This is a genomic window from Luteimonas sp. MJ250 (assembly GCF_039548455.1).
GTDB lineage: Bacteria > Pseudomonadota > Gammaproteobacteria > Xanthomonadales > Xanthomonadaceae > Luteimonas.
The window spans coordinates 139,895-161,680 of sequence record NZ_JBCLVB010000014.1; the positions used below are offsets into that span (position 1 = coordinate 139,895).

Annotated in this window: 20 protein-coding genes, 1 tRNA gene and 1 pseudogene; 7 read left to right on the forward strand and 15 right to left on the reverse strand. The window is 69.2% G+C overall.

The window, feature by feature from the left end:
• The 3 genes from purD (at position 1) to WCE37_RS11815 (ending at position 4,342) form a co-directional block, all read left to right on the forward strand.
• Positions 1-1,302 carry a phosphoribosylamine--glycine ligase gene (gene purD / locus WCE37_RS11805; RefSeq protein WP_343279542.1) on the forward strand — a complete coding sequence of 434 codons (1,302 nt, stop codon included), beginning with the start codon at positions 1-3 and terminating at the stop codon, positions 1,300-1,302.
• 28 nt (positions 1,303-1,330) lie between these two features.
• Positions 1,331-2,317, forward strand: coding sequence for an LLM class flavin-dependent oxidoreductase (locus WCE37_RS11810; RefSeq protein ID WP_343279658.1), 987 nt, complete (start codon positions 1,331-1,333; stop codon positions 2,315-2,317).
• A gap of 114 nt (positions 2,318-2,431) precedes the next feature.
• On the forward strand, positions 2,432-4,342 hold the full coding sequence (locus tag WCE37_RS11815; RefSeq protein WP_343279543.1) for an MFS transporter: 1,911 nt from the start codon (positions 2,432-2,434) through the stop codon (positions 4,340-4,342).
• Positions 4,343-4,384: 42 nt separating this feature from the next.
• On the opposite strand, the gene WCE37_RS11820 is transcribed toward WCE37_RS11815, so the two are convergent.
• From WCE37_RS11820 to WCE37_RS11835, 4 genes are read right to left on the reverse strand one after another with little or no spacing between them, the layout of a single operon-like run.
• Entirely contained in the window at positions 4,385-5,332 is a 948-nt protein-coding gene (locus WCE37_RS11820) for a hypothetical protein (protein WP_343279544.1), read from the reverse strand.
• Positions 5,333-5,370: 38 nt separating this feature from the next.
• Positions 5,371-6,288 (reverse strand): NAD(+) diphosphatase, encoded by a 918-nt coding sequence (gene nudC, locus WCE37_RS11825; protein ID WP_343279545.1) that lies wholly within the window; start codon positions 6,286-6,288, stop codon positions 5,371-5,373.
• Complete coding sequence (gene erpA, locus WCE37_RS11830; RefSeq protein WP_343255788.1) at positions 6,285-6,659, reverse strand: iron-sulfur cluster insertion protein ErpA; 375 nt, start codon at positions 6,657-6,659, stop codon at positions 6,285-6,287. The genes nudC and erpA overlap by 4 nt, the downstream gene beginning before the upstream one ends.
• Before the next feature lie 32 nt (positions 6,660-6,691).
• Positions 6,692-7,486 (reverse strand): DUF6776 family protein, encoded by a 795-nt coding sequence (locus tag WCE37_RS11835; protein WP_343279546.1) that lies wholly within the window; start codon positions 7,484-7,486, stop codon positions 6,692-6,694.
• On the opposite strand from WCE37_RS11835, the gene WCE37_RS11840 reads away from it, so the two are divergent.
• The 3 genes from WCE37_RS11840 (at position 7,485) to WCE37_RS11850 (ending at position 12,607) form a co-directional block, all read left to right on the forward strand.
• The gene (locus WCE37_RS11840; RefSeq protein WP_343279547.1) at positions 7,485-8,066 is read left to right on the forward strand and encodes a DUF4126 domain-containing protein; all 582 of its coding nucleotides are present in this window, start codon (positions 7,485-7,487) and stop codon (positions 8,064-8,066) included. The genes WCE37_RS11835 and WCE37_RS11840 overlap by 2 nt on opposite strands.
• Before the next feature lie 106 nt (positions 8,067-8,172).
• Positions 8,173-10,035 (forward strand): EAL domain-containing protein, encoded by a 1,863-nt coding sequence (locus tag WCE37_RS11845; protein WP_343279548.1) that lies wholly within the window; start codon positions 8,173-8,175, stop codon positions 10,033-10,035.
• Between the two features lie 199 nt (positions 10,036-10,234).
• A complete protein-coding gene (locus WCE37_RS11850; protein WP_343279659.1) occupies positions 10,235-12,607 on the forward strand; it encodes an ATP-binding protein in 2,373 nt (790 codons plus the stop codon).
• 25 nt (positions 12,608-12,632) lie between these two features.
• On the opposite strand, the gene bfr is transcribed toward WCE37_RS11850, so the two are convergent.
• From bfr to WCE37_RS11865, 3 genes and pseudogenes are all read right to left on the reverse strand, one after another.
• Positions 12,633-13,103, reverse strand: a complete 471-nt coding sequence (gene bfr, locus WCE37_RS11855; RefSeq protein WP_343279549.1) for a bacterioferritin — start codon at positions 13,101-13,103, stop codon at positions 12,633-12,635.
• Between the two features lie 122 nt (positions 13,104-13,225).
• Positions 13,226-13,432, reverse strand: coding sequence for a (2Fe-2S)-binding protein (locus WCE37_RS11860; RefSeq protein ID WP_343279660.1), 207 nt, complete (start codon positions 13,430-13,432; stop codon positions 13,226-13,228).
• 112 nt (positions 13,433-13,544) lie between these two features.
• Positions 13,545-14,057: pseudogene (locus WCE37_RS11865) on the reverse strand (RNA pyrophosphohydrolase); the annotation flags it as partial.
• A gap of 153 nt (positions 14,058-14,210) precedes the next feature.
• Here WCE37_RS11865 and WCE37_RS11870 point away from each other — a divergent pair.
• Positions 14,211-14,287, forward strand: a tRNA-Met gene (locus WCE37_RS11870).
• Positions 14,288-14,554: 267 nt separating this feature from the next.
• Here WCE37_RS11870 and WCE37_RS11875 read toward each other — a convergent pair.
• The 8 genes from WCE37_RS11875 to WCE37_RS11910 all read right to left on the reverse strand — a co-directional run bounded on the left by WCE37_RS11875 (position 14,555) and on the right by WCE37_RS11910 (position 21,754).
• Positions 14,555-15,043, reverse strand: a complete 489-nt coding sequence (locus tag WCE37_RS11875; protein WP_343279550.1) for a hypothetical protein — start codon at positions 15,041-15,043, stop codon at positions 14,555-14,557.
• A 25-nt stretch (positions 15,044-15,068) separates the two neighbouring features.
• Positions 15,069-15,767, reverse strand: a complete 699-nt coding sequence (locus tag WCE37_RS11880) for an N-acetylmuramoyl-L-alanine amidase (RefSeq protein ID WP_343279551.1) — start codon at positions 15,765-15,767, stop codon at positions 15,069-15,071.
• Positions 15,764-16,303 (reverse strand): PAAR domain-containing protein, encoded by a 540-nt coding sequence (locus tag WCE37_RS11885; protein WP_343279552.1) that lies wholly within the window; start codon positions 16,301-16,303, stop codon positions 15,764-15,766. Before WCE37_RS11885 ends, WCE37_RS11880 begins: the two co-directional genes overlap by 4 nt.
• A 107-nt stretch (positions 16,304-16,410) precedes the next feature.
• Positions 16,411-18,552, reverse strand: coding sequence for a hypothetical protein (locus WCE37_RS11890; RefSeq protein ID WP_343279553.1), 2,142 nt, complete (start codon positions 18,550-18,552; stop codon positions 16,411-16,413).
• Positions 18,553-18,564: 12 nt separating this feature from the next.
• Positions 18,565-19,353 (reverse strand): CbbQ/NirQ/NorQ/GpvN family protein, encoded by a 789-nt coding sequence (locus tag WCE37_RS11895; RefSeq protein WP_343279554.1) that lies wholly within the window; start codon positions 19,351-19,353, stop codon positions 18,565-18,567.
• A gap of 15 nt (positions 19,354-19,368) precedes the next feature.
• Positions 19,369-20,736 (reverse strand): cbb3-type cytochrome c oxidase subunit I, encoded by a 1,368-nt coding sequence (locus tag WCE37_RS11900; protein WP_343255779.1) that lies wholly within the window; start codon positions 20,734-20,736, stop codon positions 19,369-19,371.
• A 39-nt stretch (positions 20,737-20,775) separates the two neighbouring features.
• Positions 20,776-21,618 (reverse strand): c-type cytochrome, encoded by an 843-nt coding sequence (locus tag WCE37_RS11905; RefSeq protein WP_343255778.1) that lies wholly within the window; start codon positions 21,616-21,618, stop codon positions 20,776-20,778.
• 10 nt (positions 21,619-21,628) lie between these two features.
• On the reverse strand, positions 21,629-21,754 hold the full coding sequence (locus WCE37_RS11910; RefSeq protein ID WP_343255777.1) for a hypothetical protein: 126 nt from the start codon (positions 21,752-21,754) through the stop codon (positions 21,629-21,631).
• Positions 21,755-21,786: the final 32 nt, after the last annotated feature.

Below are 21,786 nucleotides of genomic sequence, written 5' to 3' on the forward strand. Positions count from 1 at the left end.
ATGAAAATCCTCGTCATCGGTTCCGGCGGCCGCGAACACGCACTGGCGTGGAAGCTGGCGCAGTCGCCGCGAGTGGCCGAAGTGCTGGTCGCGCCCGGCAACGCCGGCACCGCGACAGAAGCGCGCTGCCGCAACGTCGACATCAAGGCCACCGACATCGAAGCGCTGCTGGCGCTGGCCCGCGACGAGGGCGTGGCCTTCACCGTGGTCGGCCCCGAAGTGCCGCTGGTGGCCGGCATCGTCGATCGTTTCCAGGCCGCCGGCCTGCGCATCTTCGGGCCCGGCGCGGCGGCGGCGCAGCTCGAGGGCAGCAAGGCCTTCGCCAAGGATTTCCTTGCCCGCCACGGCATCCCGACCGCGCACTACGCGGTGTTCACCGGACTCGAACCCGCGCTGGCGCACCTGCGCGACACCGGCGCGCCGATCGTGGTGAAGGCCGACGGCCTGGCCGCGGGCAAGGGCGTGATCGTGGCGATGACGCTGGATGAAGCCGAGGCCGCGGTGCGCGACATGCTCGGCGGCAATGCCTTTGGCGAAGCCGGCGCGCGCGTGGTGATCGAAGAATTCCTCGATGGCGAAGAAGCCAGCTTCATCGCCATGGTCGACGGCGGCTTTGCACTGCCGATGGCCACCAGCCAGGACCACAAGCGCGTCGGCGACGGCGATACCGGCCCCAACACCGGCGGCATGGGCGCGTATTCGCCGGCACCGGTGGTCACGCCCGAGGTCCACGCACGGGTCATGCGCGAGGTGATCGGGCCGACCGTTGCCGGCATGGCCGCCGACGGCGTGCCGTTCACCGGATTCCTCTATGCCGGGCTGATGATCGACGCCGACGGCGCGCCGAAGGTCATCGAGTTCAACGTGCGCTTCGGCGACCCGGAAACGCAGCCGATCATGATGCGCCTGCGCTCGGACTTCGCCACGCTGGTCGAGGCCGGCATCGACGGCGCGCTCGAAGGCGTCGAAGTCGACTGGGATCCACGCCCCGCGCTGGGCATCGTGATGGCGGCCGAAGGCTATCCGGCCGCGCCACGCACCGGCGATCCGATCAACACCTGGGACGTGCCGGACATGCATGACACCAAGGTGTTCCACGCCGGCAGCCGCATCGAAGGCGAACACGCGGTGACCGCGGGTGGCCGCGTACTCTGCGTCTGCGCGCTGGGCGACAGCGTGGCCGATGCACAGCAGCGCGCCCATGCCGCCGTCGCCGGAATTTCCTGGCCCGGCGAATTCCATCGCAACGACATCGGTTGGCGCGCAATCGCGCGCGAGTGCGGACATATCCCCCCGGCCTGACCGGCCACGACAGGAGCCCCCCATGACCATGCCCCGCCTCTCGATCCTCGAACTCGGCCGCGTGCGCGAGGGGGGCGACATCCGCACCGCGCTCGACGAAGCCCGCGAGCTTGCCCGCCAGGCCGAAGGCTGGGGCTACGAACGCTTCTGGATCGCCGAGCACCACAACATGCCGGCGGTGAGCACGGCGGCGACGTCGCTGGTGATCGCCCACGTTGCCGGCGGCAGCACGAAAATCCGCGTCGGCGCCGGTGGCATCATGCTGCCCAACCACGCGCCGTACGTGATCGCCGAGCAGTTCGGGACGCTGGCCACGCTGTTTCCGGGCCGCATCGACCTTGGCCTGGGTCGCGCGCCGGGCACCGACCAGGTCACCGTGCGCGCGCTGCGCCGCGACCCCGCCAGCAGCGATCGTTTTCCGCAGGACGTGCAGGAGCTGCAGGCCTGGCTGTCGCCGACGCGCCCCGGCCAGCGCGTAGAGGCCGTTCCCGGTTCGGGAACCGAAGTGCCGCTGTGGATCCTCGGCTCCAGCCTGTTCGGTGCCCAGCTCGCGGCCGAGCTCGGCCTGCCCTTCGGCTTCGCCTCGCACTTCGCGCCGCAGATGCTCGACCAGGCGCTGTCGATCTACCGCAGCCGCTTCCAGCCTTCCGCGCAGCTCGACAAGCCGTATGCGCTGGTGGGCGTCAACGTGATCGCGGCGCCGAGCGACGAGGAAGCGAAGTTCCTCGCCACCTCGCAGCAGATGTCGTTCGCCGGCATCTTCCGCGGCGCCCGCGACCTCACCAAGCCGCCGATCGACGACATCGAACAGTACTGGACGCCGCAGGAAAAGGCCCAGGCCTCGCACATGCTCGCGCACAGCATCTACGGCGGCCCCGACACCGTGCGCGAAGGGCTCAAGGCGCTGATGGAGCGCACCCGGGCCGATGAGCTGATGGTGGTCTCCGACGTGTTCGACTTCGACCACCGCCTGCGCTCGTTCCGGGCGGTCTCCGAAATCGCCTCGACCCTGTAAGCCCCCCACGAAGCTCCTGCAGGAGCCGCTATAGCTGCTCCTGCAAAGCCGGTGCCGGAGATGGCCGGTTTCGCGGGCTTGCGCTAGGCTCGCCGCACACCATCCGGGGTCCGCATGGCCTACTCCCAGTTCGAGCTGCTGCGCCAGCGGCGCTTCCTGCCCTACTTCGCCGTGCAGGCGCTGGGCGCGTTCAACGACAACGTCTACCGGCAGGCCATCATCGGCCTGCTGTTCTACATGGGCGTGGACAGCGAACAGCGCACGCTCTACACCAACCTGGCGCCGGCGCTGTTCATCGCACCCTACTTCCTGTTCTCGGCCATCGCGGGGCAGTTCGCCGAAAAACTGGAGAAGCAGCGCCTGATCGTGATCACCACGGCGATGGAGATCGGGATCATGACGCTGGCCGGCGTCGGCTTCCTGCTCGGCAACATGCCGCTGCTGCTGGTGGCGCTGTTCGCGACCGGCATGCAGTCGACGCTGTTCGGTCCGGTGAAGTATTCGATCCTGCCGGCGGTGCTCAAGCCCGAGGAGCTCACCGGCGGCAACGGCCTGGTGGAGATGGGCACGTCGCTGTCGATCCTCGCCGGCATGATCTACGGCGGACTCGTTTTCCAGGTTGCTGGAACCTGGGGCGCGGAAGCGGCCGCGGCTTCGGTGGTCGCGCTGGCGGTCATCGGCAACCTGGTCGCGCGGCTGATCCCACGGGTGGATGCCGGTGCGCCCGGGCTCAAGCTCAACTGGAACCCGATACCGGAATCGATCCGCATCTGGAAGCTCACCCGGCGCACGCCGGCGGTGCGCAACGCCATCCTCGGCGTGTCCTGGTTCTGGTTCGTGGGCACGGTGCTGACCGCGCAGCTGCCCAACTATGCCGAACTCCACCTGGGCGCGGCGGAGCGTTCGACCAGCCTGTACATCTTCGGGCTGGCGCTGTTCTCGATCGGCGTGGGCGTGGGCTCGCTGCTGTGCGAAAAGCTCTCGGCGCGCACCGTCGAGATCGGCCTGGTGCCGCTGGGCGCGCTCGGCATCAGCGCCTTCATGCTGGATCTCTACTTCGCCCGCAGCGGGCTGGCGCCGCAGGCCGGGCTCGACATCGCCGGCTTCCTTGCCGGCGACAACGGATGGCGCATCGCGATCGACCTCACCGGCATCGGCTTCTCCAGCGGCCTGTTCATCGTGCCGCTGTTCGCGCTGATCCAGAGCCGTACGCCGAAGCACGAGATGGCACGCGTATTCGCCGGGCTCAACATCCAGAACTCCGCCTTCATCGTCACCGCGGCGGTCACGGGGCTCGTGCTGCAGCAGGTGCTGGGCTGGAGCATCCCGCAGGTGTTCCTGGCGGTGGCGATCGCCAACCTGCTGGTGGCGACGTGGATCTTCACCATCGTGCCCGAGTTCGCGATGCGCTTCGTCAGCTGGCTGCTGGTGCGCACGCTGTACCGGCTGGAGCTGCACGGCATCGAGCGCCACGTGCCCGACGAAGGCCCGGCGCTGCTGGTCTGCAACCACGTCAGCTACATGGACGCGCTGATCCTGGCGGCCAGCATCCCGCGGCCGGTGCGCTTTGTCATGTACTACCGGATCTTCCAGATCCCGGTGATGCGATGGATCTTCCGTGCCGCGGGCGCGATCCCGATCGCGAGCCCGAAGGAGGACGCGGCGATGATGCAGCGCGCGTTCGACAGCATCGACGCGGCGCTGGCCGGGGGCGAACTGGTGCTGATCTTCCCGGAAGGCCGGCTGACGTCTGACGGCGGGATTGCACCCTTCAAGTCGGGCGTCGAACGCATCCTTGAACGCCGCCCGGTGCCGGTGGTGCCGATGGCGCTGCGCGGGATGTGGAGCAGCATGTGGAGCCGGCGCAGCGCGTCGGCCGCAAGCGGACGCCTGGGCCTGATGCGCGTGCCGCGCCGCTTCCGCGCGCACGTCGCGGTGATGGCGGACGCGCCGATTCCCGGCGCCGTCGCCGACGCCCCGATGCTGGAGGCAAGGGTGCGTTCCCTGCGGGGCGACAACCCCTGATCTGCGGTACCGCACAGCGGAGCCGCGCCCATAAAAGCCAGGTCAGTTGACCCAGCCGGCGACGACGAACAGGGCCAGCACGGCGAGCCAGGCAAGGAGGACGCGCCAGACCAGGGACATGGCGTCGCGCATCGCCTGGTCCAGCGGGGCCTCGAGCGCCGTGGCCATGGGCACCGCCATCGGCGGCACGCCGGCGTCGCCGGGTTCGGCCCCGGCCCCCACCGAGCCGACCTCCCGGATCGCGTCGTCGAGCTCACGACGCACGCTCGCGCGTCCGGCCGCGGCCAGCACGTCGACCCCCTCCGCCAGGCCGGTGCCGCCGGCGGCCTTCCAGGCCGACACCACCACGTCGAAGTTGCCCACCAGCGCCAGCGACAGCGCCATCAGCTGCGCCACCGGCCAATCCAGCAGCAGCAGCAGCCGGCGTGCGCCCTCCACCGTGCCGGCGGGCAGGTACAGCGCCGGCTCGTCCTCGGCGGCAATCGCGACCAGCCGGTACAGCAGCGCGCCGACGGCGCCCAGCAGCACGAACCACAACAGCACGCCGAACCAGCGCCTCAGCGCCGCGATGAAGACGCGGCCGACCTCGTCGCCGGCGTCGGCCGCTCCGGCCGCGGCCGGCGGCCGCAGGCGTGCAAGCGCTTCGCGGCGCTCGGCGGAATCGTCCGCATCGACCACCGCGGCCACGTCGACATCGAGATCCCGCGGGCCCCAGGCGTAGAACACCACGACCACGCCGAACACCAGCGACGGCAGCCCGAAGGCCACGCCGTGCAGCAGCCACTGCAGGAAACCGACCGCGAGCACCACCGGGACCAGCGCCAGCAGCAGGCCCCAGCGCCCGCGCCAGAACGCGTCCTCGTGGAAGCGACCGTCGAGCCAGCGCAGCAGGGCGCGATACCAGCCGTCATCGCGGACGGCGGCGGCAAACCAGGGCGCCAGGTGCCCGAGCACCAGGGCAACCACTACCGCGAACAGGGTGGGGAACATGGCCTGATTCTAGCGCCAGCAGGCGGCGGCGACCGCCCTCACCCGCGGCCGTGCCAGCGTTCGATCAGCCAGCGCGAGATCGAAATGGTCGGTGAAAGCAGCAGCCCGTCGGGGTCGGACTCGCCGCGCAGGGCGGCGCCGACCTCGTCACGGCTGAACCAGCGCGCGTCCTCGAGCTCGTCGCTCAGGCACTGCGGCACGTCCGGTGCGGCTTCAGCCTCGAAGCCCAGCATCAGCGACGACGGGAACGGCCACGGCTGCGAGGCCAGGTAGCGGCAGCCGAGCACGCGCACCGCCGATTCCTCGAACACCTCGCGCACAACCGTTTGCTCCAGCGATTCGCCCGGTTCGACGAAGCCGGCCAGCACCGAATAGCGCCGCGGTGCCCAGCCCGGGCCGCGCCCGAGCAGCAGGCGCTCGCCGTCGCTCACCGAGACGATCACCGCCGGATCGGTGCGCGGATAGTGTTCGAGCCCGCAGCCGGCGCAGTAGCCAAGCCAGCCCGCGCGCCGGTACTCGAGCGCCCCGCCGCATGCCCCGCAATACCGGTGCCGCGCGCGCCAGTGCAGCACCGCGCGCGCCTGGGCGAAGGCGGTGGCTTCGAAATCCGGCCACTGCGCGGCCGCGCTGCGCAGGTCGACGCAGGACGGCGGCGCCGGATCCACGGCTCCGCGCGCAGACGGGCCACGGGCGTCTTCCGCGCGCACCGCGAACCAGCCCTCATCGCCGCGCAGTCCCAGGAACAGGGCCGCGCCGGGCCCGTCGGCAAGATCGACCGCGGGCGGTGCGAGCAGCGAGCCATCGGCCGCCGCCCACGCCCGGCCCTCGGCATCGAGCACGAGCGCACGCCCGGCCGCCCACAGCCGGGCCAGGGCGGCGCTGTCGTCACGGATGTTCTCGGCGCGATCCAGCGGCGCCTCGACGAAGGCGAACGGCGCCGCGCGCCGCGGGCTCATGCGGTGAAGCTGCTGCCGCAGCCGCAGGTCGACTTCGCGTTCGGGTTGCGGATGGTGAACTGCGCGCCGTGCAGGCTCTCGACATAATCGACCGCCGCGCCCATCAGGTACTGCAGGCTCAGCGGGTCGACCAGCAGGGTCACGCCATCGGTTGCCACCGCGAGGTCGTCATCGCCCTGCTCTTCGTCGAACTCGAAGCCGTACTGGAAGCCCGAGCAGCCGCCGCCCTGGATGTAGACGCGCAGCTTGAGGGCATCGTTGCCCTCTTCGGCGATCAGCTCGCGGACCTTGGCCGCGGCCGAGGGGGTGAACTCCAGCGGGCGGTCAAGCGACTGGTACCCGGGGGCGGAAAGATCGATGGTGGTGCTCATGCCATCAAGCATGGGGGGTGGGGCCGCGGGCTTCAAGCGTCCGGCGCGGAACGGGGCGTCGCCGCAGTGGCCTCGGCCCAGGTGAAGGACTCCTCGACCGCCTGGCCGCGCGGTGGCGCCAGGCGCACGATCACGCGGAGCGGCTTGAATCCTTCCGGAATCATCAGGTCGCCGTCGACCTGCTGGAAATACTTGAACGAATACTCCACGCCCGGCGCGTCGTCGGCCTGGCGCAGGGCGGTCCAGTCCAGGCGCTCCAGGCTGTCGTTGCGCGAGCCTTCCACTTGGATGGTCAGGTGCCCGCTGCTCACCGCCGCCCGGTTCAGTGTCTGGGTGAGGGTAGCGGTGAAGTGCCAGGCACCCTCGCCCTGCGACTGCAGGCGCAGGCCGTGCACGCTCAGGCCGCGGCGCTGGCTGGTGCTGCCGACCAGGCGCTCGTAGAAGGCCACGTCCGCGCGCAGGGCGGAGATCTCCTCGTCGCGTTCGGCCAGCGCGACCTGCAGGTCGCCGTTGGCCTCGCGGCTGACCTGGTCGGAGCGCGCGAGCGTCGCGACTTCCTGGCGCAGGCCGTCGATTTCAGCGCGCAGCGCGGCATCGTCGCTGCGGCCGGTGCCGTTGAACACCGTCCAGGCGCCCCAGGCGCCGAGCAGCAGGCAGGCCGCGAGCACGGCCATCAGAACGAGGTGCGCGCGCGGATGCGGATGTTCGGGCGGTGGCGTGTCCGGCATTCCCGCATGGTAACGCGCGCGCCTGAGCGTCGGGCGAACGGGGTGGTGCATATACTTCGCGCCACCGCAGTCGATCGCAGCCCGATGGAGCACGGCCATGTCCGAAGCCCAACTGTTCGCCGCCGGCGTCCTGCTTGCCTGGCTGGCCGGCATCCGCGTCTACCTCACGGTGTTCGGCGTTGGCGTGGCCGGCGCCCTGGGCTGGCTGGAGTTGCCGTCCGCACTCGAAGTCACGGCATCGCCATGGGTGCTGGGCATCTCCGGCGTGCTGGCGCTGGTCGAGTTCTTCGCCGACAAGATCCCGGGCGTCGACTCCGGCTGGGACCTGCTGCAGACGCTTGCGCGGGTGCCGGCCGGCGCCTTCCTGGCCGCGGCTGCGCTCTCGCCGGACGGCGACCTGTCGGCCGGCATGCTCGCCACCGGGGCTGGCGTCGCCCTCGGCAGCCATGCACTGAAAGCGGGCAGCCGGGTGCTCATCAATGCGTCCCCCGAACCGCTCAGCAACTGGGGGGCCTCGGCCACCGAAGACGTCGCCGCGATCGGCCTGCTGGCCCTTGCCCTGGCCAACCCGCTGCTGGCCCTGGGGATCGCGCTGGCACTGAGCCTGCTGCTCGCCCTGGGCCTGTGGTGGCTCTGGCGGCGAGTGTTCCGGCGCCGGCCCGCGACCGGGCCGGGCTGAGCGCGACCGGCATCGCAGGACCACGGCGCCGGTTCGTTGTAGGCTTGACGATTCGGGGGAGCGCAAGGTGCGCCACGCCTCCGCCTGCTTACGGAGGTCTCCCGCAGTGAGCGCAGCAACCGGCACCCGGACCGCGGCCGACACGGACCAGGCAGCGCCCCTGCCCGGTGCGGCAGTCCGCGCCGAGTTCCCGCCCGCCGGCTACTGGCGCCGCTGGTGCGAAGACGCCGCGCCGCCGGTCACCGTTCGCGTCGATGCACCCGCGGCCGAACCACCGCCTCCCGCGGTCACGCCACCGGTCGCCGCTGACGGCAGCACCGAGGCGCCCTACCGCGTGCTGGTGGTCGAGGACGACCTCAGCCAGGCGCTGTTCGCCGAAAGCGTGCTCAGCGGCGCCGGCATGCAGGCCGCGGTGGTGTCGGTGGCCAGCGAAGTCATGGCCTCGCTCGGCACCTTCCGTCCCGACCTGGTGCTGATGGACCTGCACATGCCGGGCATGGACGGCGTCGAGCTGACCAACCTCATCCGCGAGGATCCGGCCTACGGCCACGTGCCGATTGTCTTCCTGACCGGCGACCTCGACCCGGAGCGCCAGCTGGAAGTGCTCGAGGTCGGCGCCGACGACTTCCTCACCAAGCCGGTGCGGCCACGGCACCTGATCGCCGCCGTGCAGAGCCGCGTGCGCCGTGCGCGCATGCTGCAGCGCGAGCGCAGCGGCGGCGGCCGCCACCCGGTCACCGGCCTGTTCACCCGTTCGCACATGCTGCAGCGCCTGAACTCGATGATTCCCGGCGACGGCAAGGGTGCGCTGTTCATGGTCGAGGTCGCGGGCATCGGGGTACTGCGCGACCGCTACGGCTATTCGGGGCTGGAGCAGCTGCTCACCGACGCCGCCGCCCGGATCGGCGAAGCCGCCTCCGGCCACGCCGTGTCGCGCCTGAGCGACAGCATCTACCTGATCCACGCCGCCAGCCTCGAACCCGCGCAGCTGCCCGAGAGCGCCCGCGCGCTGCGGGATGCGCTCGGCCGCGAAGGCTTCAGCGCGAACGACGAGCCGGTGCGCCTGCGCGCCTTCGTCGGCTACACCACCCTGGCCCACGCCTATGGCGACGCCAGCAGCGCGCTGGCCGCCGCCGAGCGCGCGCTGCGCGAGGCCCGCGCCCAGCCCACCGCCGTCGCCGGCTACCAGCCCCCGCGCCAGCGCGACCACGACCAGGCCATGGCCGAATCAGTGCGCCAGGCGCTGGCCGACAACCGGTTCGAACTGGCGTTCCAGCCGGTGGTGGCGGTGGCCGGTGGCGAAGACGCGCAGTTCCAGACCCTGCTGCGGATGCGCAGCACCGACGGCACGCTGCTGGCCGCGGCCAACTTCCTGCCCGCCGCCGACGCCGCCGACCTGATGCACGACATCGATGCGCGCGTGCTCGAACTGGCGGTGACCGTGCTGCACCAGCGCGCCGCCGAAGGCCGGCCGGTGCGCCTGTTCGTTTCGCAGTCGGCGCGCAGCCTGGCCCGCGACGGCCACGCAGACCACGTGCTGGGGATGCTGGCCGCCTACGGCATCGAGGGTGCGCGGATCGTGATCGACGTGCGCCAGGACGAGGCCCTGATCCACGCCCTGGCGCTGCGCGAATTCTGCGACGCCATGGTGCCCGCCGGGGTGCAGTTGTGCCTCGGCCAGTACCAGTCCGGCCGCGAATCCGACGCCCTGCTCGCGCAGCTGCCGCTGGGCTACGTGCGGCTGAGTTCGCGCTACGCGCAGAAGCTCGACGATCCGGCGGTGCGCGATGAAATGCGCCAGGCCATCGAGCGCGCGCACCGCCTGGGCCTGTGCGTCATCGGCCAGCAGGTGGAGGATCCGCAGGCCGCGGCCACGCTCTGGATGAGCGGGGTCGACTTCATCCAGGGCAACCTGGTGCAGCAGGCCGCGGGAGAAATGGACTTCGACTTCCACCACTCGGTGCTCTGAGATGCTGACACGCGGACGACCCCCGGCAATCATGTTCCGCTGGCTCGCGCTGGGCGCGGCTGCGGGCGCGGCGCTCTCCCTGGTGCTCGAAGCCCTCGGCTTCATAGGGCCCTGGCAGCACGCGACCCTGGTGCTGGTGCTGCTGGTGCTGTTCGCGGTCATCGCCATCCACGTCAGCGTGCGTCGCCGCGACCAGGAAATGGACGAAGCCGACGAACGCGCGCGCCGCGATGAAGCGGTGATGGAGCAGCTGCAGGCGCAGGTCGAGCAGCACGCCCAGCTCGAAACCCAGATGCGCCAGGCCAAGCAGGCGGCGGAGTCGGCGGTGATGGCCAAGGGCGAGTTCCTGGCCACCATGAGCCACGAGATCCGCACTCCGCTCAACGGCATCGTGCCGATGCTGGACCTGCTGATGCACGCCCGGCTGGCGCCCGACCACGCCGAGCTGGTGCGCACCGCGTACACCTCGTCGCAGCAGATGCTGCGCATCGTCGACGACATCCTCGACTACTCCAAGCTCGAGGCCGACAAGCTCGAACTCGAAAGCACCGGCTTCAACCTGCGCGAATTGCTTGAAGGCGTGATGCAGCTGATGGATCGCCCGGCCCAGGGCAAGGGCCTGCGCATGAGCCTGAACATCGACCCGGCCGTGCGCCTGGCCGTGCGCGGCGACCCGGTGCGCCTGCGCCAGGTGCTGGGCAACCTGGTGTCGAACGCAGTGAAGTTCACCGAACGCGGCTCGGTGTCGATGACGGTGCGCCGCAACGGCGAGACCGCCGCCCAGCACCAGCTGCGTTTCGAAGTGCGCGACACCGGCATCGGGATCCCGGCCAGCTCGCAATCGCGCCTGTTCCAGGCCTTCAGCCAGGCCGACGCCTCCACCACCCGCCTGTACGGCGGCACCGGCCTGGGCCTGGCGATCTCCAAGCGCATCGTCGACCTGATGGGCGGCCGCATCGGCGTGGAGTCCGAAGCGGGCCATGGCGCTACCTTCTGGTTCGAGATCCCGCTGCTCAAGGCCGCCGGCGACATGCCCAACAACCTTGACGACCACACCGCGCGCGGCCGCCTGCTGCTGCTCAGCGCCGACCCGCGCCTGCGCCTGCGGCTGTCGATGCTGCTGCCCAACTGGGGCCTGCGCGTGAGCGCGGTCGAGAACACCCAGGAAGCCCTCGACCGCCTGCGCGCGGCCTCCAACCAGGGCGCGCCCTGGGCCTACTCCCTCGTGCTGGCGGATCTTGCCGGCATGCGCAGCACCGCGGTGGCCCTGCACCGCAACCTTGGCCGCCAGGCCGTCTACGGCGACCTCAAGCTGGTCTGCCTGTACGGGGACGACCCGGTCCCCGAAGAACTGCAACGCAGCGTCACCCTCCTCAGCCGGCAGTCCCCCGACGCCGACCTCCGTGCCGCCCTGCTGGGCGGGAACGCCACACAGGCACCGGACTCCGTCAGGGAACCAACCTCCATGGCAAACGCCATCGCATCCTCATTGCCCTCGGCCCCGATCCGCGCCGCGCGCGTGCTGCTGGTCGAAGACAACCCCGTGAACCTGATGGTCGGGCAGCGCCTGCTGTCGGTGCTCGGCATCACCTGCGACACCGCCAGCAACGGCGAAGCCGCTCTGCTGCGCATGGAAGCCTCGCGCTACGACGTCGTGCTGATGGACTGCCAGATGCCGGTGATGGACGGCTACACCGCCACCCGTCGCTGGCGCGAGATGGAGCAGGACGCCGCCGACGGCCGCCACGTGCCGATCATCGCCATGACCGCCAACGCCATGGCCGGTGATCGCCAGAAGTGCCTGGACGCCGGCATGGACGACTACCTCGCCAAGCCGGTGACCCGCAGCGAGCTGGAGCGCACGCTGGCGCGCTGGTGGAACGCAGAAGCGGCCGCGGCCGCCGCCCAGCGCGAAGCCTACGAAGTCGATCCGGAGACTGGCGAGATGATCGGCTACGACGATCACATTGCCGGCGCCGGAAACGGGGACGCCGAAGTCCAGGTGGAGTTCGTCGACGGGATGCCGCCGGTGGCCCGGCCGGATGACGAAACCGGTGACGTGCCGGCGTCGCCGGCGCTTGAAACAGGCGCGGAATGGACCAGACAGCCGGAACCGGCACCGGTAGTCCGGCCGCCCTCCACGCCACCCATGCATGCGCCCGAGCCGGCGCCTGCGGCCGCTCAGGCCGCCCCGCCGCCGGCATTCGCGGCACCGCCACCCACGCTGCCACCCGTGCTCGACCACGAGATCCTTGATGAGCTGCGCGTCATGCTCGGCGGCGACCTCGACCACCTGATCGACGTCTTCCTCGCGGACACGCCGCGCCTGGTAGGCACCATGGAACAGGCCGCCACCGGCCCCGACTACGACGCCCTGCGCGACGCCGCGCATTCGCTGAAGTCGTCCAGCGCCAACCTGGGTGCGATGTCACTGTCGGCCGCGGCCAAGCGCGTCGAGCTGGGCGCCCGCGAGCGCCTGCTCGAGCGCCCCGCCGTGGCGGTGGCGCTGGTGGCCAACGAGTTCAACCGGGCACGCGCGGCCCTGAAGGCCGCAAGCGCGGCACAAGCCTGAGCGAATCGCGCAGCTATAGCTGCGATCAGCTCCCCATCTTCGACTGCAGGTAGTTCTGCTCGCCGACGCGGTTGATCAGGTCGAGCTGGGTCTCGATCCAGTCGACGTGCTCTTCCTCGGAATCAAGGATGTCCTTGAACAGGCGGCCGCTGGTGTAGTCCTTGATGCTGTCGCAAAACTCGATCGCCTCGCGCAGCAGCGGCAGTCCGTCGAGCTCCAGCGCCAGGTCGCACTCAAGGATCTCGCGCGGCGACTCGCCCACCCGCAGCTTGCCCAGCGCCTGGAAATTCGGCAGCCCCTCGAGGAACAGGATGCGGTCGGCCAGCTGGTCGGCGTGCTTCATCTCGTCGATCGATTCCTCGTACTCGTGCTTGGCGAGATCTTCGAGGCCCCAGTTTTTCAGCATCTTGGCGTGCAGGAAGTACTGGTTGATCGCGGTGAGTTCGTTGTAGAGCGCCTTGTTGAGGAACTCGATGACCTTGGGGTCGCCCTTCATGGCATGTCTCCGGCTGGCGTGGGGAATGATCCTGACGACTCTAGCGCCAACGACTCCCATGTGCCGGAACGCGAATCGTGATCAATCCCACCTTTATCCGGGCGGGGCGGATGCAGGGTGCCTCAGGCCGCGTTGGCCAGCGGCAGGACCTGGAGGACCCTGCGCGAAGCGGCCTCGTCTTCCAGCAGCGCCACCGCCGTATCCACGCAGCTGCCGCAGCAGGCACCAGCGCCGGTGCGCATGGTGAGCTCGGTCATGCTGCCGCAGCCTGCGGCCGCGGCTTCGCGGATCTGGTGGTCGGTAACCCCGTTGCAGATACAGACGTACACGGCGGACTCGCGGTTCATGGGACGAACCGATTGTCCTTCCATATGAGAATGATTGTCAATCCTGAACGAGGCGCGTTCTCGTCACCGGCGCCGGACGCCCTCGTCCGCGCTGGGATTCCAGACTGATCGTCGGCACCGCCCGGGATCCAGCCACCTGACGCGCGAACGGCGCCAGATGTTGCAGGGCGCGCGTATAGACACCGCGCTTGAAGTTGACCACGTGTTCGAGCGGATACCAGAAATCGACCCAGCGCCAGTGGTCGAACTCCGGCGTATCGGTCAGGTCCAGGCGCAGGTCGGCGTCCGCGCCGGTGAAGCGCAACAGGTACCAGACCTGCTTCTGGCCGATGCACACCAGCCGGTCGTTGCGGCGGATCGCGCGCGGCGGCAGCCGATAGCGCAGCCAGCCCGGCGTGGCGCCCAGCACGTCGACGTGGCGGGCCTGCAGCCCGGTCTCTTCCGCGAGCTCCCGATACATGGCCTCGAGCGGAGTCTCGTCGGAATTCATCCCGCCCTGCGGGAACTGCCAGCCGTCACGGCGCACCCGGCGCGCCCAGAATACGCGGCCATCCGGATGCATCAGAACGATGCCGACATTGGGTCTATAGCCGTCCGGATCGATCACGATGCGGACTCCTGAGTCTTTCGACGCCTGCGACGTCACTGCGATCGACTCTGCCACGGGGCGCCGGGGCGGACAAGCCGGGCCGGGGGATTTGACGTCGGAGCCAGCCAAGTGGACAATTGCCGGCTCGCCACGCGCTGCGTGCGGGCCAATGGCTATGTAGCTCAGCTGGTTAGAGCACGGCACTCATAATGCCGGGGTCGGTGGTTCGAGTCCACCCATAGCCACCAGATTCCCCCGAAAAATCAATGCGTTGGACGATGAAAGCCCGCCTTGGATGCGGACCGGAATCGCCCGTGACGGTTCCCGTGTCAGGTTCAAGTGTCACAGGCCCGCGCTGCAAGGCGGGAACGACCCGGGCTTGATGAGCACCGGCAACCCTCGCTCTCGCCCCGACGTACGGCTGTCGCATCGGCGCGTCAATCGAACACGCCACCCCCACCGCAACCGCGCCGGTGTCGCCGGCCGCACGGACCCGGAGGCCGGGTTCGCGATGGCTACTCCGGATCCATGAGATCCGTGTGCAGCAGCACCAGCGGCGCGCAGGCCTCCGCGCTGCAGCCGAAGTACCGCGTTTGCCCGCCACGCGACCAAGTCGCTGTTCCGCCGCCACCGATCACGAAATCCCATGTCCCGCCTTCGCTGCGGAGCTTTCCGGAAATCGAGCACGGCAGCTGGTAGAACTCCGAGTACGGCAGCTGCTCGTACTGCCGGCTCAGCTGGAAGAACTCCGCCACCTGCTGCCCGGACAGGCGCCAGTCGCCACACGCGGCTTCCAGCGGGTCGCCGGCCGTGCCCCCGTACTCGGCGTCGGCGACCTGGATTACCTCCGGCGATCGCGGTGGCTTCGGTGACTCGTTCGCCGGCAGCGCGTGTCCGCAGGACACGCCCGCCAGCATCACTGCCGCCACGGCCCATCTGCAGGCACGCGCGCGGCGGGCATCGACAATCCGGTGCCAAGCCGACAGGGCTTCCCGTGCAGTCATCGCTGCAGGCCTGGCGACGACGTCATCATTCATCGTCGTACAAGCCCGCGCCTTCGCCTGCCGTCTTGTACGAAATGAGGTCGTGTTCATGGATGTCTGCACTGGTGAGCCCGTATTCCTTCTTCAGGATGCCGACGATCGTGGCGATCGATGACTTCTGCTCGGCCGTCGGCGGTTCCCACTCCGGCACGCCCTTGTCCTTGGGGCCGCAGTTCTTGACGCAGCGGGACACCGTCTCGATGCCGACGCTGTCGGTATTCATCGGATAGCGCGCAGGGTATGCCTTCACTTTTTCGTGGTTGTGAACCTTGGACGGGCTCCAGCCCCAGCCGGTGATCTGCCTGGTTTCGTCCGCAGGGCAGGTGCCGTCGACCATGCACCGGGACTTGATCTTGCCCACGTGATAGGTGTGCTTGAGCAGGCTCGCGGTCTGGTAGACGGTGCCGTCCTTGTCGACATAGAAGTGGGTGCCGATGCCCGTACCGGCGGAGTCGAGCGCGCTTTGTACGCTGGCGCCCTCGGTCCGGTGCAGCACGATGGCTTTCGGACCGTCCATCTTCCCTTTCTCCAGCGCGGCGATGGGCTTGATCGTGAAGCCGGCGTTCTGCACGTAGCCGTTCTCACCGATGTAGACCTCGACCTCCACTTCCTTGCGCTGCGTGTTGTCGACCTGCGACGTGGTCGACTGTCCGACCTCGTGGTACTTCTTCATCGTCGCGCTCACGGCCCTTCCTCCTCCAGCTCGATCCGCAGCGCCTCGGTGGCATCCGAGGTGACCACGGCAGTCCTGCCCTCGGCGTCGGTCACGCCCTCCTCCGTGCGGCCACTGGCGCAGATGATCCTGTAACCCCGATTGGCCAGCGCCTTGCCCGTGGCGGCCGACCTGAGCACGAAGGCTTCGTCGTAGGCCAGCATCGCGGCCACGGCCGATGCGACCGCCACGGCCGATGCGGCCGCCACCGCTGTGCCGCCTGCACCACTCCCGGCTGCTGCGCCTGAATCAATGAAGGCCCGCACCTGACTACCCGCGATCAGGGTGGCGCCGCAGGTGGTGGAGTCACCGTGTCGCGCCAGGGGCTGGCCATCGACGACGATGGTCGCATCGCCACTGACGATCGTTGTGGGTCCGCACTTCGGGCAGGCCACTGCGTCACCCATGCGCGCGACGGACTTGCCTTCGATGCTGGTGAAAGGCGAACCGCCGAGCACCCTGCCACCATGAGTGGTCGCGTCGCCAACGACGATCCATATCCGAGCCATCGCCCAGTTCCTTTGGAACTTGCAGCTTGTTTGATACCCGATCCGGGGGTGGCACTCAACGTGGACGCCGCCAAACGGTGCAGCCTGTCTCATGTGGCCGACGCCCATCACCGCAGAAGCAACCTCCGCGTCCAGTCCAGCAACACCAGCGGCAGCCTCTCAGGCGCCGACAGCACCGCATAGTTGTCCGGCCCGAACACCTTCGGGAGGTATGCAGGGGCCTGCAGGTCCACCGTGAGGCAGAACGGGAAGATGCCCTGCAGCCGCGCCTCGGTCACCGATTGGCGCATGTCCTCGACGCCGAACAGGCCGTCGTACCGGTCGGCGTCGTTGGGTTTGCCGTCGGACAGCATGAGCAGCAGGCGATGCTCGGCAGGCTGCCGCATCAGCAGCGCGGTGGCATGCCGGATGGCGGCGCCGGCGCGGGTGTAGTTTTCCGGCTCCAGGCCGGCGATGCGCAGCGCGACGTCCGGCCCGTAGGCCTCATCGAAGGCCTTCAAGGTGCGCATCGACACGCCGTGCGGGCCTTCCCCGGAGAAGGCCATGACCGAGAAGGGCTCGCCCAGGCCTTCAAGGGCCATGCAGACCAGCAGCAGGGCCTCGCGCTCGACGTCGATCACGCGCCGGCCGCCGCCGATGAAGCCGTCGGTGGAGCCGCTGCTGTCGACCAGCAGCGACACCGCAATGCTGCGCCGGCCCGGGCGGCGCGCCTCGTACAGGCCTTCGCGAAGGAAGCCACCGGCCCGCAGGTCGGCGCGGCCTTCAACGCAGGCATCGATGTCGATGTCCTCGCCGTCGCTCTGGCGGCGCAGGCGGACGCGCTCAGGGCGAAGGGCTTCGAACTGGCGGCGGATGCCGTCGAGATGCGAGCGGTGGCGGGCGAGCGTGGCATCGACCCAGCGCGGATCGCCGGCCACGGGCGGCATCATGCGGATGGTGGTGCCGTGTTCGATGTACGACGCGCTCGCGTGATCCCATTCGGGATAGCGAAAGCGGGTGCCGCCGGCGTCGGGATCGTCGAATTCGATCCTGGCGCGGGTGGCAGGTGGGTCGTCCGACAGCAGGACTTCGCGCGGCGGGTCGGGTGCCGCGATCATCCGCGTCGATGACAGCTCCGACAGCATGTCGCCGTATTCGTCGGCGCTGGTTTCGTCGTCGCGGTCGACCGGGCGCTGCAGGCCGAAGGGATCCTCGGCGACTTCGTGCGGCGCGTCCTGCTGGATCATCCACACGCCGGGTTCGCCGGGGCGGTCCTCGTCTTCGGTGGCTTCGCGCTCTTCGGGCCGCCGCTCCATGCGCGCGCTTCGGACCGGGCCGGTATCTCCCCCGTCGTGGTTGGATGGCGTGCCTTGGACCAGGCGCGAGGCGGGGCCGGTATCGCGCAGTTCGCCGGTCCACCAGTCGCGGTACAGCGGCACGGGGCCGAGGCGGCGGACGGCTGCGTCGTCGAGCCCCCAGTCCCGGAGCAGGCGTTCAGCACGTTCGAGCGGGCCTTCAGCCCGGCTCGCGTCTGATCGGGATTCGGAACTGGATTCGGATCGGTCGCCGGAGCTGGTGCTGGTGCTGGTGTTGGTGTTGGTGTTGGTGTTGGTGTTGGTGTTGGTGTTGGTGTCGGCTTCGGCCTTGCGGTCGGACGCTACCTCCAACTCAGCCTCCAGGATGTCCCGGACAAGCTGGTCCAGCGGCTGCCGCGCGGCCGCGAAACCGGCCAGCGGAGGGCGCGCGGCCAGCGCCAGGCCGCGCAGCCGCCGCAGGGCCGGCACCAGGCCTGGAAAGCCGCGCGCGACCTCGGCTTCGGCGGCCTGCGCCTCGAGCACCAGCGCGATATCGCGCAGCAGCGGGTTGCGCTCCCCCGCGATCGCCTGCACGTGGCCGCGCATGGCCCGGCACGCCTGCTGCAGCGCCATCGCGCGATAGAGCTCCGACGCTTCGACGGCATCGCAGGTCCCGAGGTGGGCCGGCAGCCAGATCGCGTCGCCGCTGGTGGCGGGCAGCGCCCGCTGATGACGTGGATAGGTCGGCCGGTGGAACAGCCGGTGGAGCACGGTCGGGCGCGCCGGCGGCAGCGCCACCCGGAACGTCAGGCTGGTGCCGAACGCGGCCGACACCAGCAGGTCGAGGCGCCGGACCAGCGACGCGAGCGCAATCGGCTCGTCGGGCTCGCGCGCATAGTGCCGCCGCCAGGTGTCGCGGATGAACACCGTGGCGTGACGCGCCACGTCGACGACAACGTCTTCGGCCTCGGCCACGTCGGCGGCCGCCTAGGGGAACATCGCGTCGACGAGTTCGCGCATCGCGCCAAGCAGGGTCGGATCGTCGCTGAGCGGTGAAACCACCGCCGCGTTGCACGCCTCGCCTACGCTGATGCCGCTGGCGACCAGGCGTCCGGCGGCAATCAGCAGGCGCGTGCTCGGAACCTCGGCCAGGCCGCGGTCGCGGAGCGAGCGCACGCGGCCCGCCAGCTCAACCAGCGCAACGGCAGTGCCGCTGTCCACCCCGCTCTCGGCGACCACGATCGCGGCCTCGGCCGGAGGCTCGGGAAACCCGAGCTCGATCGCCACGAAGCGCTGCCGCGTGCTCGGCTTGAGGTCCTTGAGCATGCGCTGGTAGCCGGGGTTGTACGAGATCACCAGCTGGAAACCCGGCGCCGCCTCCAGCGTCTCACCGGTGCGGTCGATCGGCAGGATGCGCCGGTAGTCGGTCAGCGGATGCAGCACTACGATGGTGTCCTGGCGCGCTTCCACCACTTCGTCGAGGTAACAGATCGCGCCCTCGCGCACGGCGCGTGTCAGCGGACCGTCCTGCCAGACGGTATCGTCGTGGCGGATCAGGAAGCGGCCGATGAGGTCGCTTGCCGTCAGGTCGTCATGGCAGGAGACGGTGATCAGCGGACGGCCCAGCCGCCAGGCCATGTGCTCGACGAAGCGGGTCTTGCCGCAGCCGGTGGGGCCCTTCAGCATCACCGCCAGCCCCCCGGCATGGCACTGCTCGACGATCTCGACTTCGTTGCCCGTGGGCAGGTAGTACGGACCGGCCTCCGCCGGCCTCATGCGCTCATCCACCCATCAGCGCCCCGGGCGCCGTTGCAGCTCGCCGTCGGCATCATCCGCGATCACGTCGAACTGCGGGCGGTACCTGAAGAAGTCGAAGATGAACATCGCGACGCCGGTGGCGAAGATCGTCGCCGTCAGGATCAGCATCAGGAAATGCACCTGGATCTTCAGCTGGGCATCGAGGTAGCCCATGCCCATGATCCGCTCGAGATAGACCTGGGCGATGCCCGCAGTGCCGAACGACAGCGTCATCCCGAACATGCCCGTCACCTGCAGCCAGAACGCCCAGTAGCCGAGCGGCGAGTAGTTGTTCTGGGGTCGGTTGGTCAGGCCCGGCAGCGCGTAGGTGATCATCGCCATGGTGATCATCGCGTAGGCGCCATAGAACGCCGAATGCGCGTGCATTGCCGTGACCAGGGTGCCGTGGGTCCACTTGTTGACGCTGGGCCAGGTGTGGGCGAGGCCGAGCAGGCCGGCGCCGAACAGGGCGAAGATGGCGCTGCCGATGGTCCAGTGCAGGGCCAGGCTGTTGGGATGGCTCACGCCGCCGCGGCGCATCGCCGCATAGGCGTAGATCGCCATCGCAGCCAGCGCCAGTGGCTCAAGCGCGCTGAAGAAGCCGCCGATCGGCAGCCAGATATGCGGCACGCCCACCCAGTAATAGTGATGCGCAGTGCCGAGGATGCCGGCGAAGAACACCAGGCCCACGATCACGTACAGCCACTTCTCCATCACCTCGCGGTCGATGCCGGAGAGGCGGATCAGCAGGTAGGCGAGGAAGCCGGCCATGATCATCATCCACACGCCCTCGACCCACAGGTGGATGGTCCACCAGCGGTAGAAGATCGAGACGGTGTAGTTCTCGTAGTGCAGCAGCGCCGGGATGTAGAGGATCGCCGACAGCGCAAGGCCGCCCAGCAGCACGCCCTCGGTGGTCGTGAACCGCCCGGACTTCTTGATGGTCATGCCGATGTTGTAGAGGAACATCAGCATGCAGATCACGATCACGATCTTGTGCGGCAAGGGCTGCTCGAGCAGCTTGTTGCCGGTGCCGTAGCGGAACAGGTAGCCGATGACCGCGGTCACGCCCATCAGCGTCCACAGTCCCAGCTGCCAGTAGGCCAGCTTCGTGCTGTGCAGCTCGGTGCGGGATTCGTCGGGCACCATCCAGTAGGTGGCGCCCATGAAACCCGTCAGCACCCAGACGATCAGCAGGTTGGTGTGGATCGTCTTGGTGACGTCGAACGGAAGGATGTACAGCAGCGGGTCCGGCCCGAGGTACTTCGCGGCCGACAGCAGTCCGAACACGATCTGCAGACCGAACAGCACCATGGCCACGGCGAAGTACCAGTAGGCCACTGATTGGGACTTGTAGCGCATAGAAAATCTCCCGGTGCCGGCGCAGGACGCCCGCCAGTCTTATTTCATCGATCCAAGGAAGGCCACGAGCTGGTCGACTTGCTCTTCGGTCAGGCTGTCCGCATAGGTGTTGGGCATGAAGGACGTGCCTTCGGCCGAGAACATCGCGCCTGGCACGAGGTGCGCGCTGGGCGTCACGATGGATTCGCGGATGTAGCCCTCGACATCGGTCGCGCTGCCGGTGTAGTCCGGCGATGCGATCGTCTGCGCCGCGCGCTCCGACATGCCGGCCATCGATGGCCCCGCGAGCTGGACGCCGGGCTGCAGCGAGTGGCAGGCCGTGCAGACCGGCACCGCGGTCCCGAACAGGTTCTCGCCGATCGCGCGCGGGTCGCTGTCGGCGCGCACGGGCCTGACGTCCTGTGCCTCCGCCGCGCCCTCGGCCGTGCCCTGCGCGGCCACGACGACCGACCCGCCGGACACCAGGATCGGACGCGGCGGCCAGCCCTGGTTGTCGACCTTCGACACCCAGTCGAGGAACTTGACCAGGTTGGCGATCTCGACCTCGCTGAGGTCCTGGGTCGGCATCAGGCGGCGATGGCGCTGTTCGTCATAGAACTGGGACGGGTCGCGCATATAGGCCTTGAGGTAGGCCTCGCCGCGGTGCTGCGCGATCTTGGTCAGGTCGGGCGCGTAATAGGCGCCTTCGCCGAACAGGGTGTGGCAGTTGATGCAGTTGTACTTGTGCCAGACGTCCTTGCCGTGGGTGATCTCCGGCGTGATGTCGTCGGCGTTGGTGAGCTCGCCGAAACGCATGTGGCTGTAGAAAGTCAGGCCGAGGAACGCAACGGCGGCAAGGCCTGTTGCGACGATGGCGAAGATCCGTGACTGCCGCTTGTTCATAGGTCCTTCCTCAGACGGCGATCGACGGCCAGTAGGAAATCGCGGTGTATCCGGCGTAGACCACGGCCACCGCCATCAGCAGCAGCACCAGGATTCCGACCCAGCGGACGGGTGACACCAGACTTGTCGCTTTCATTCGACTGCTCCCGGATCGGGCGGTGCCAGGAC

What these genes read in the sequence shown, in the direction of transcription:
- purD (WP_343279542.1), top strand. Translation starts at nt 1, where the DNA reads ATGAAAATCCTCGTCATCGGTTCCGGCGGCCGCGAACACGCACTGGCG.
- WCE37_RS11810 (WP_343279658.1), top strand. Translation starts at nt 1,331, where the DNA reads ATGCCCCGCCTCTCGATCCTCGAACTCGGCCGCGTGCGCGAGGGGGGC.
- WCE37_RS11815 (WP_343279543.1), top strand. Translation starts at nt 2,432, where the DNA reads ATGGCCTACTCCCAGTTCGAGCTGCTGCGCCAGCGGCGCTTCCTGCCC.
- WCE37_RS11820 (WP_343279544.1), bottom strand. Translation starts at nt 5,332, where the DNA reads ATGTTCCCCACCCTGTTCGCGGTAGTGGTTGCCCTGGTGCTCGGGCAC.
- nudC (WP_343279545.1), bottom strand. Translation starts at nt 6,288, where the DNA reads ATGAGCCCGCGGCGCGCGGCGCCGTTCGCCTTCGTCGAGGCGCCGCTG.
- erpA (WP_343255788.1), bottom strand. Translation starts at nt 6,659, where the DNA reads ATGAGCACCACCATCGATCTTTCCGCCCCCGGGTACCAGTCGCTTGAC.
- WCE37_RS11840 (WP_343279547.1), top strand. Translation starts at nt 7,485, where the DNA reads ATGTCCGAAGCCCAACTGTTCGCCGCCGGCGTCCTGCTTGCCTGGCTG.
- WCE37_RS11835 (WP_343279546.1), bottom strand. Translation starts at nt 7,486, where the DNA reads ATGGCCGTGCTCCATCGGGCTGCGATCGACTGCGGTGGCGCGAAGTAT.
- WCE37_RS11850 (WP_343279659.1), top strand. Translation starts at nt 10,235, where the DNA reads ATGGACGAAGCCGACGAACGCGCGCGCCGCGATGAAGCGGTGATGGAG.
- bfr (WP_343279549.1), bottom strand. Translation starts at nt 13,103, where the DNA reads ATGAAGGGCGACCCCAAGGTCATCGAGTTCCTCAACAAGGCGCTCTAC.
- WCE37_RS11875 (WP_343279550.1), bottom strand. Translation starts at nt 15,043, where the DNA reads ATGACTGCACGGGAAGCCCTGTCGGCTTGGCACCGGATTGTCGATGCC.
- WCE37_RS11885 (WP_343279552.1), bottom strand. Translation starts at nt 16,303, where the DNA reads ATGGCTCGGATATGGATCGTCGTTGGCGACGCGACCACTCATGGTGGC.
- WCE37_RS11895 (WP_343279554.1), bottom strand. Translation starts at nt 19,353, where the DNA reads ATGAGGCCGGCGGAGGCCGGTCCGTACTACCTGCCCACGGGCAACGAA.
- WCE37_RS11900 (WP_343255779.1), bottom strand. Translation starts at nt 20,736, where the DNA reads ATGCGCTACAAGTCCCAATCAGTGGCCTACTGGTACTTCGCCGTGGCC.
- WCE37_RS11905 (WP_343255778.1), bottom strand. Translation starts at nt 21,618, where the DNA reads ATGAACAAGCGGCAGTCACGGATCTTCGCCATCGTCGCAACAGGCCTT.
- WCE37_RS11910 (WP_343255777.1), bottom strand. Translation starts at nt 21,754, where the DNA reads ATGAAAGCGACAAGTCTGGTGTCACCCGTCCGCTGGGTCGGAATCCTG.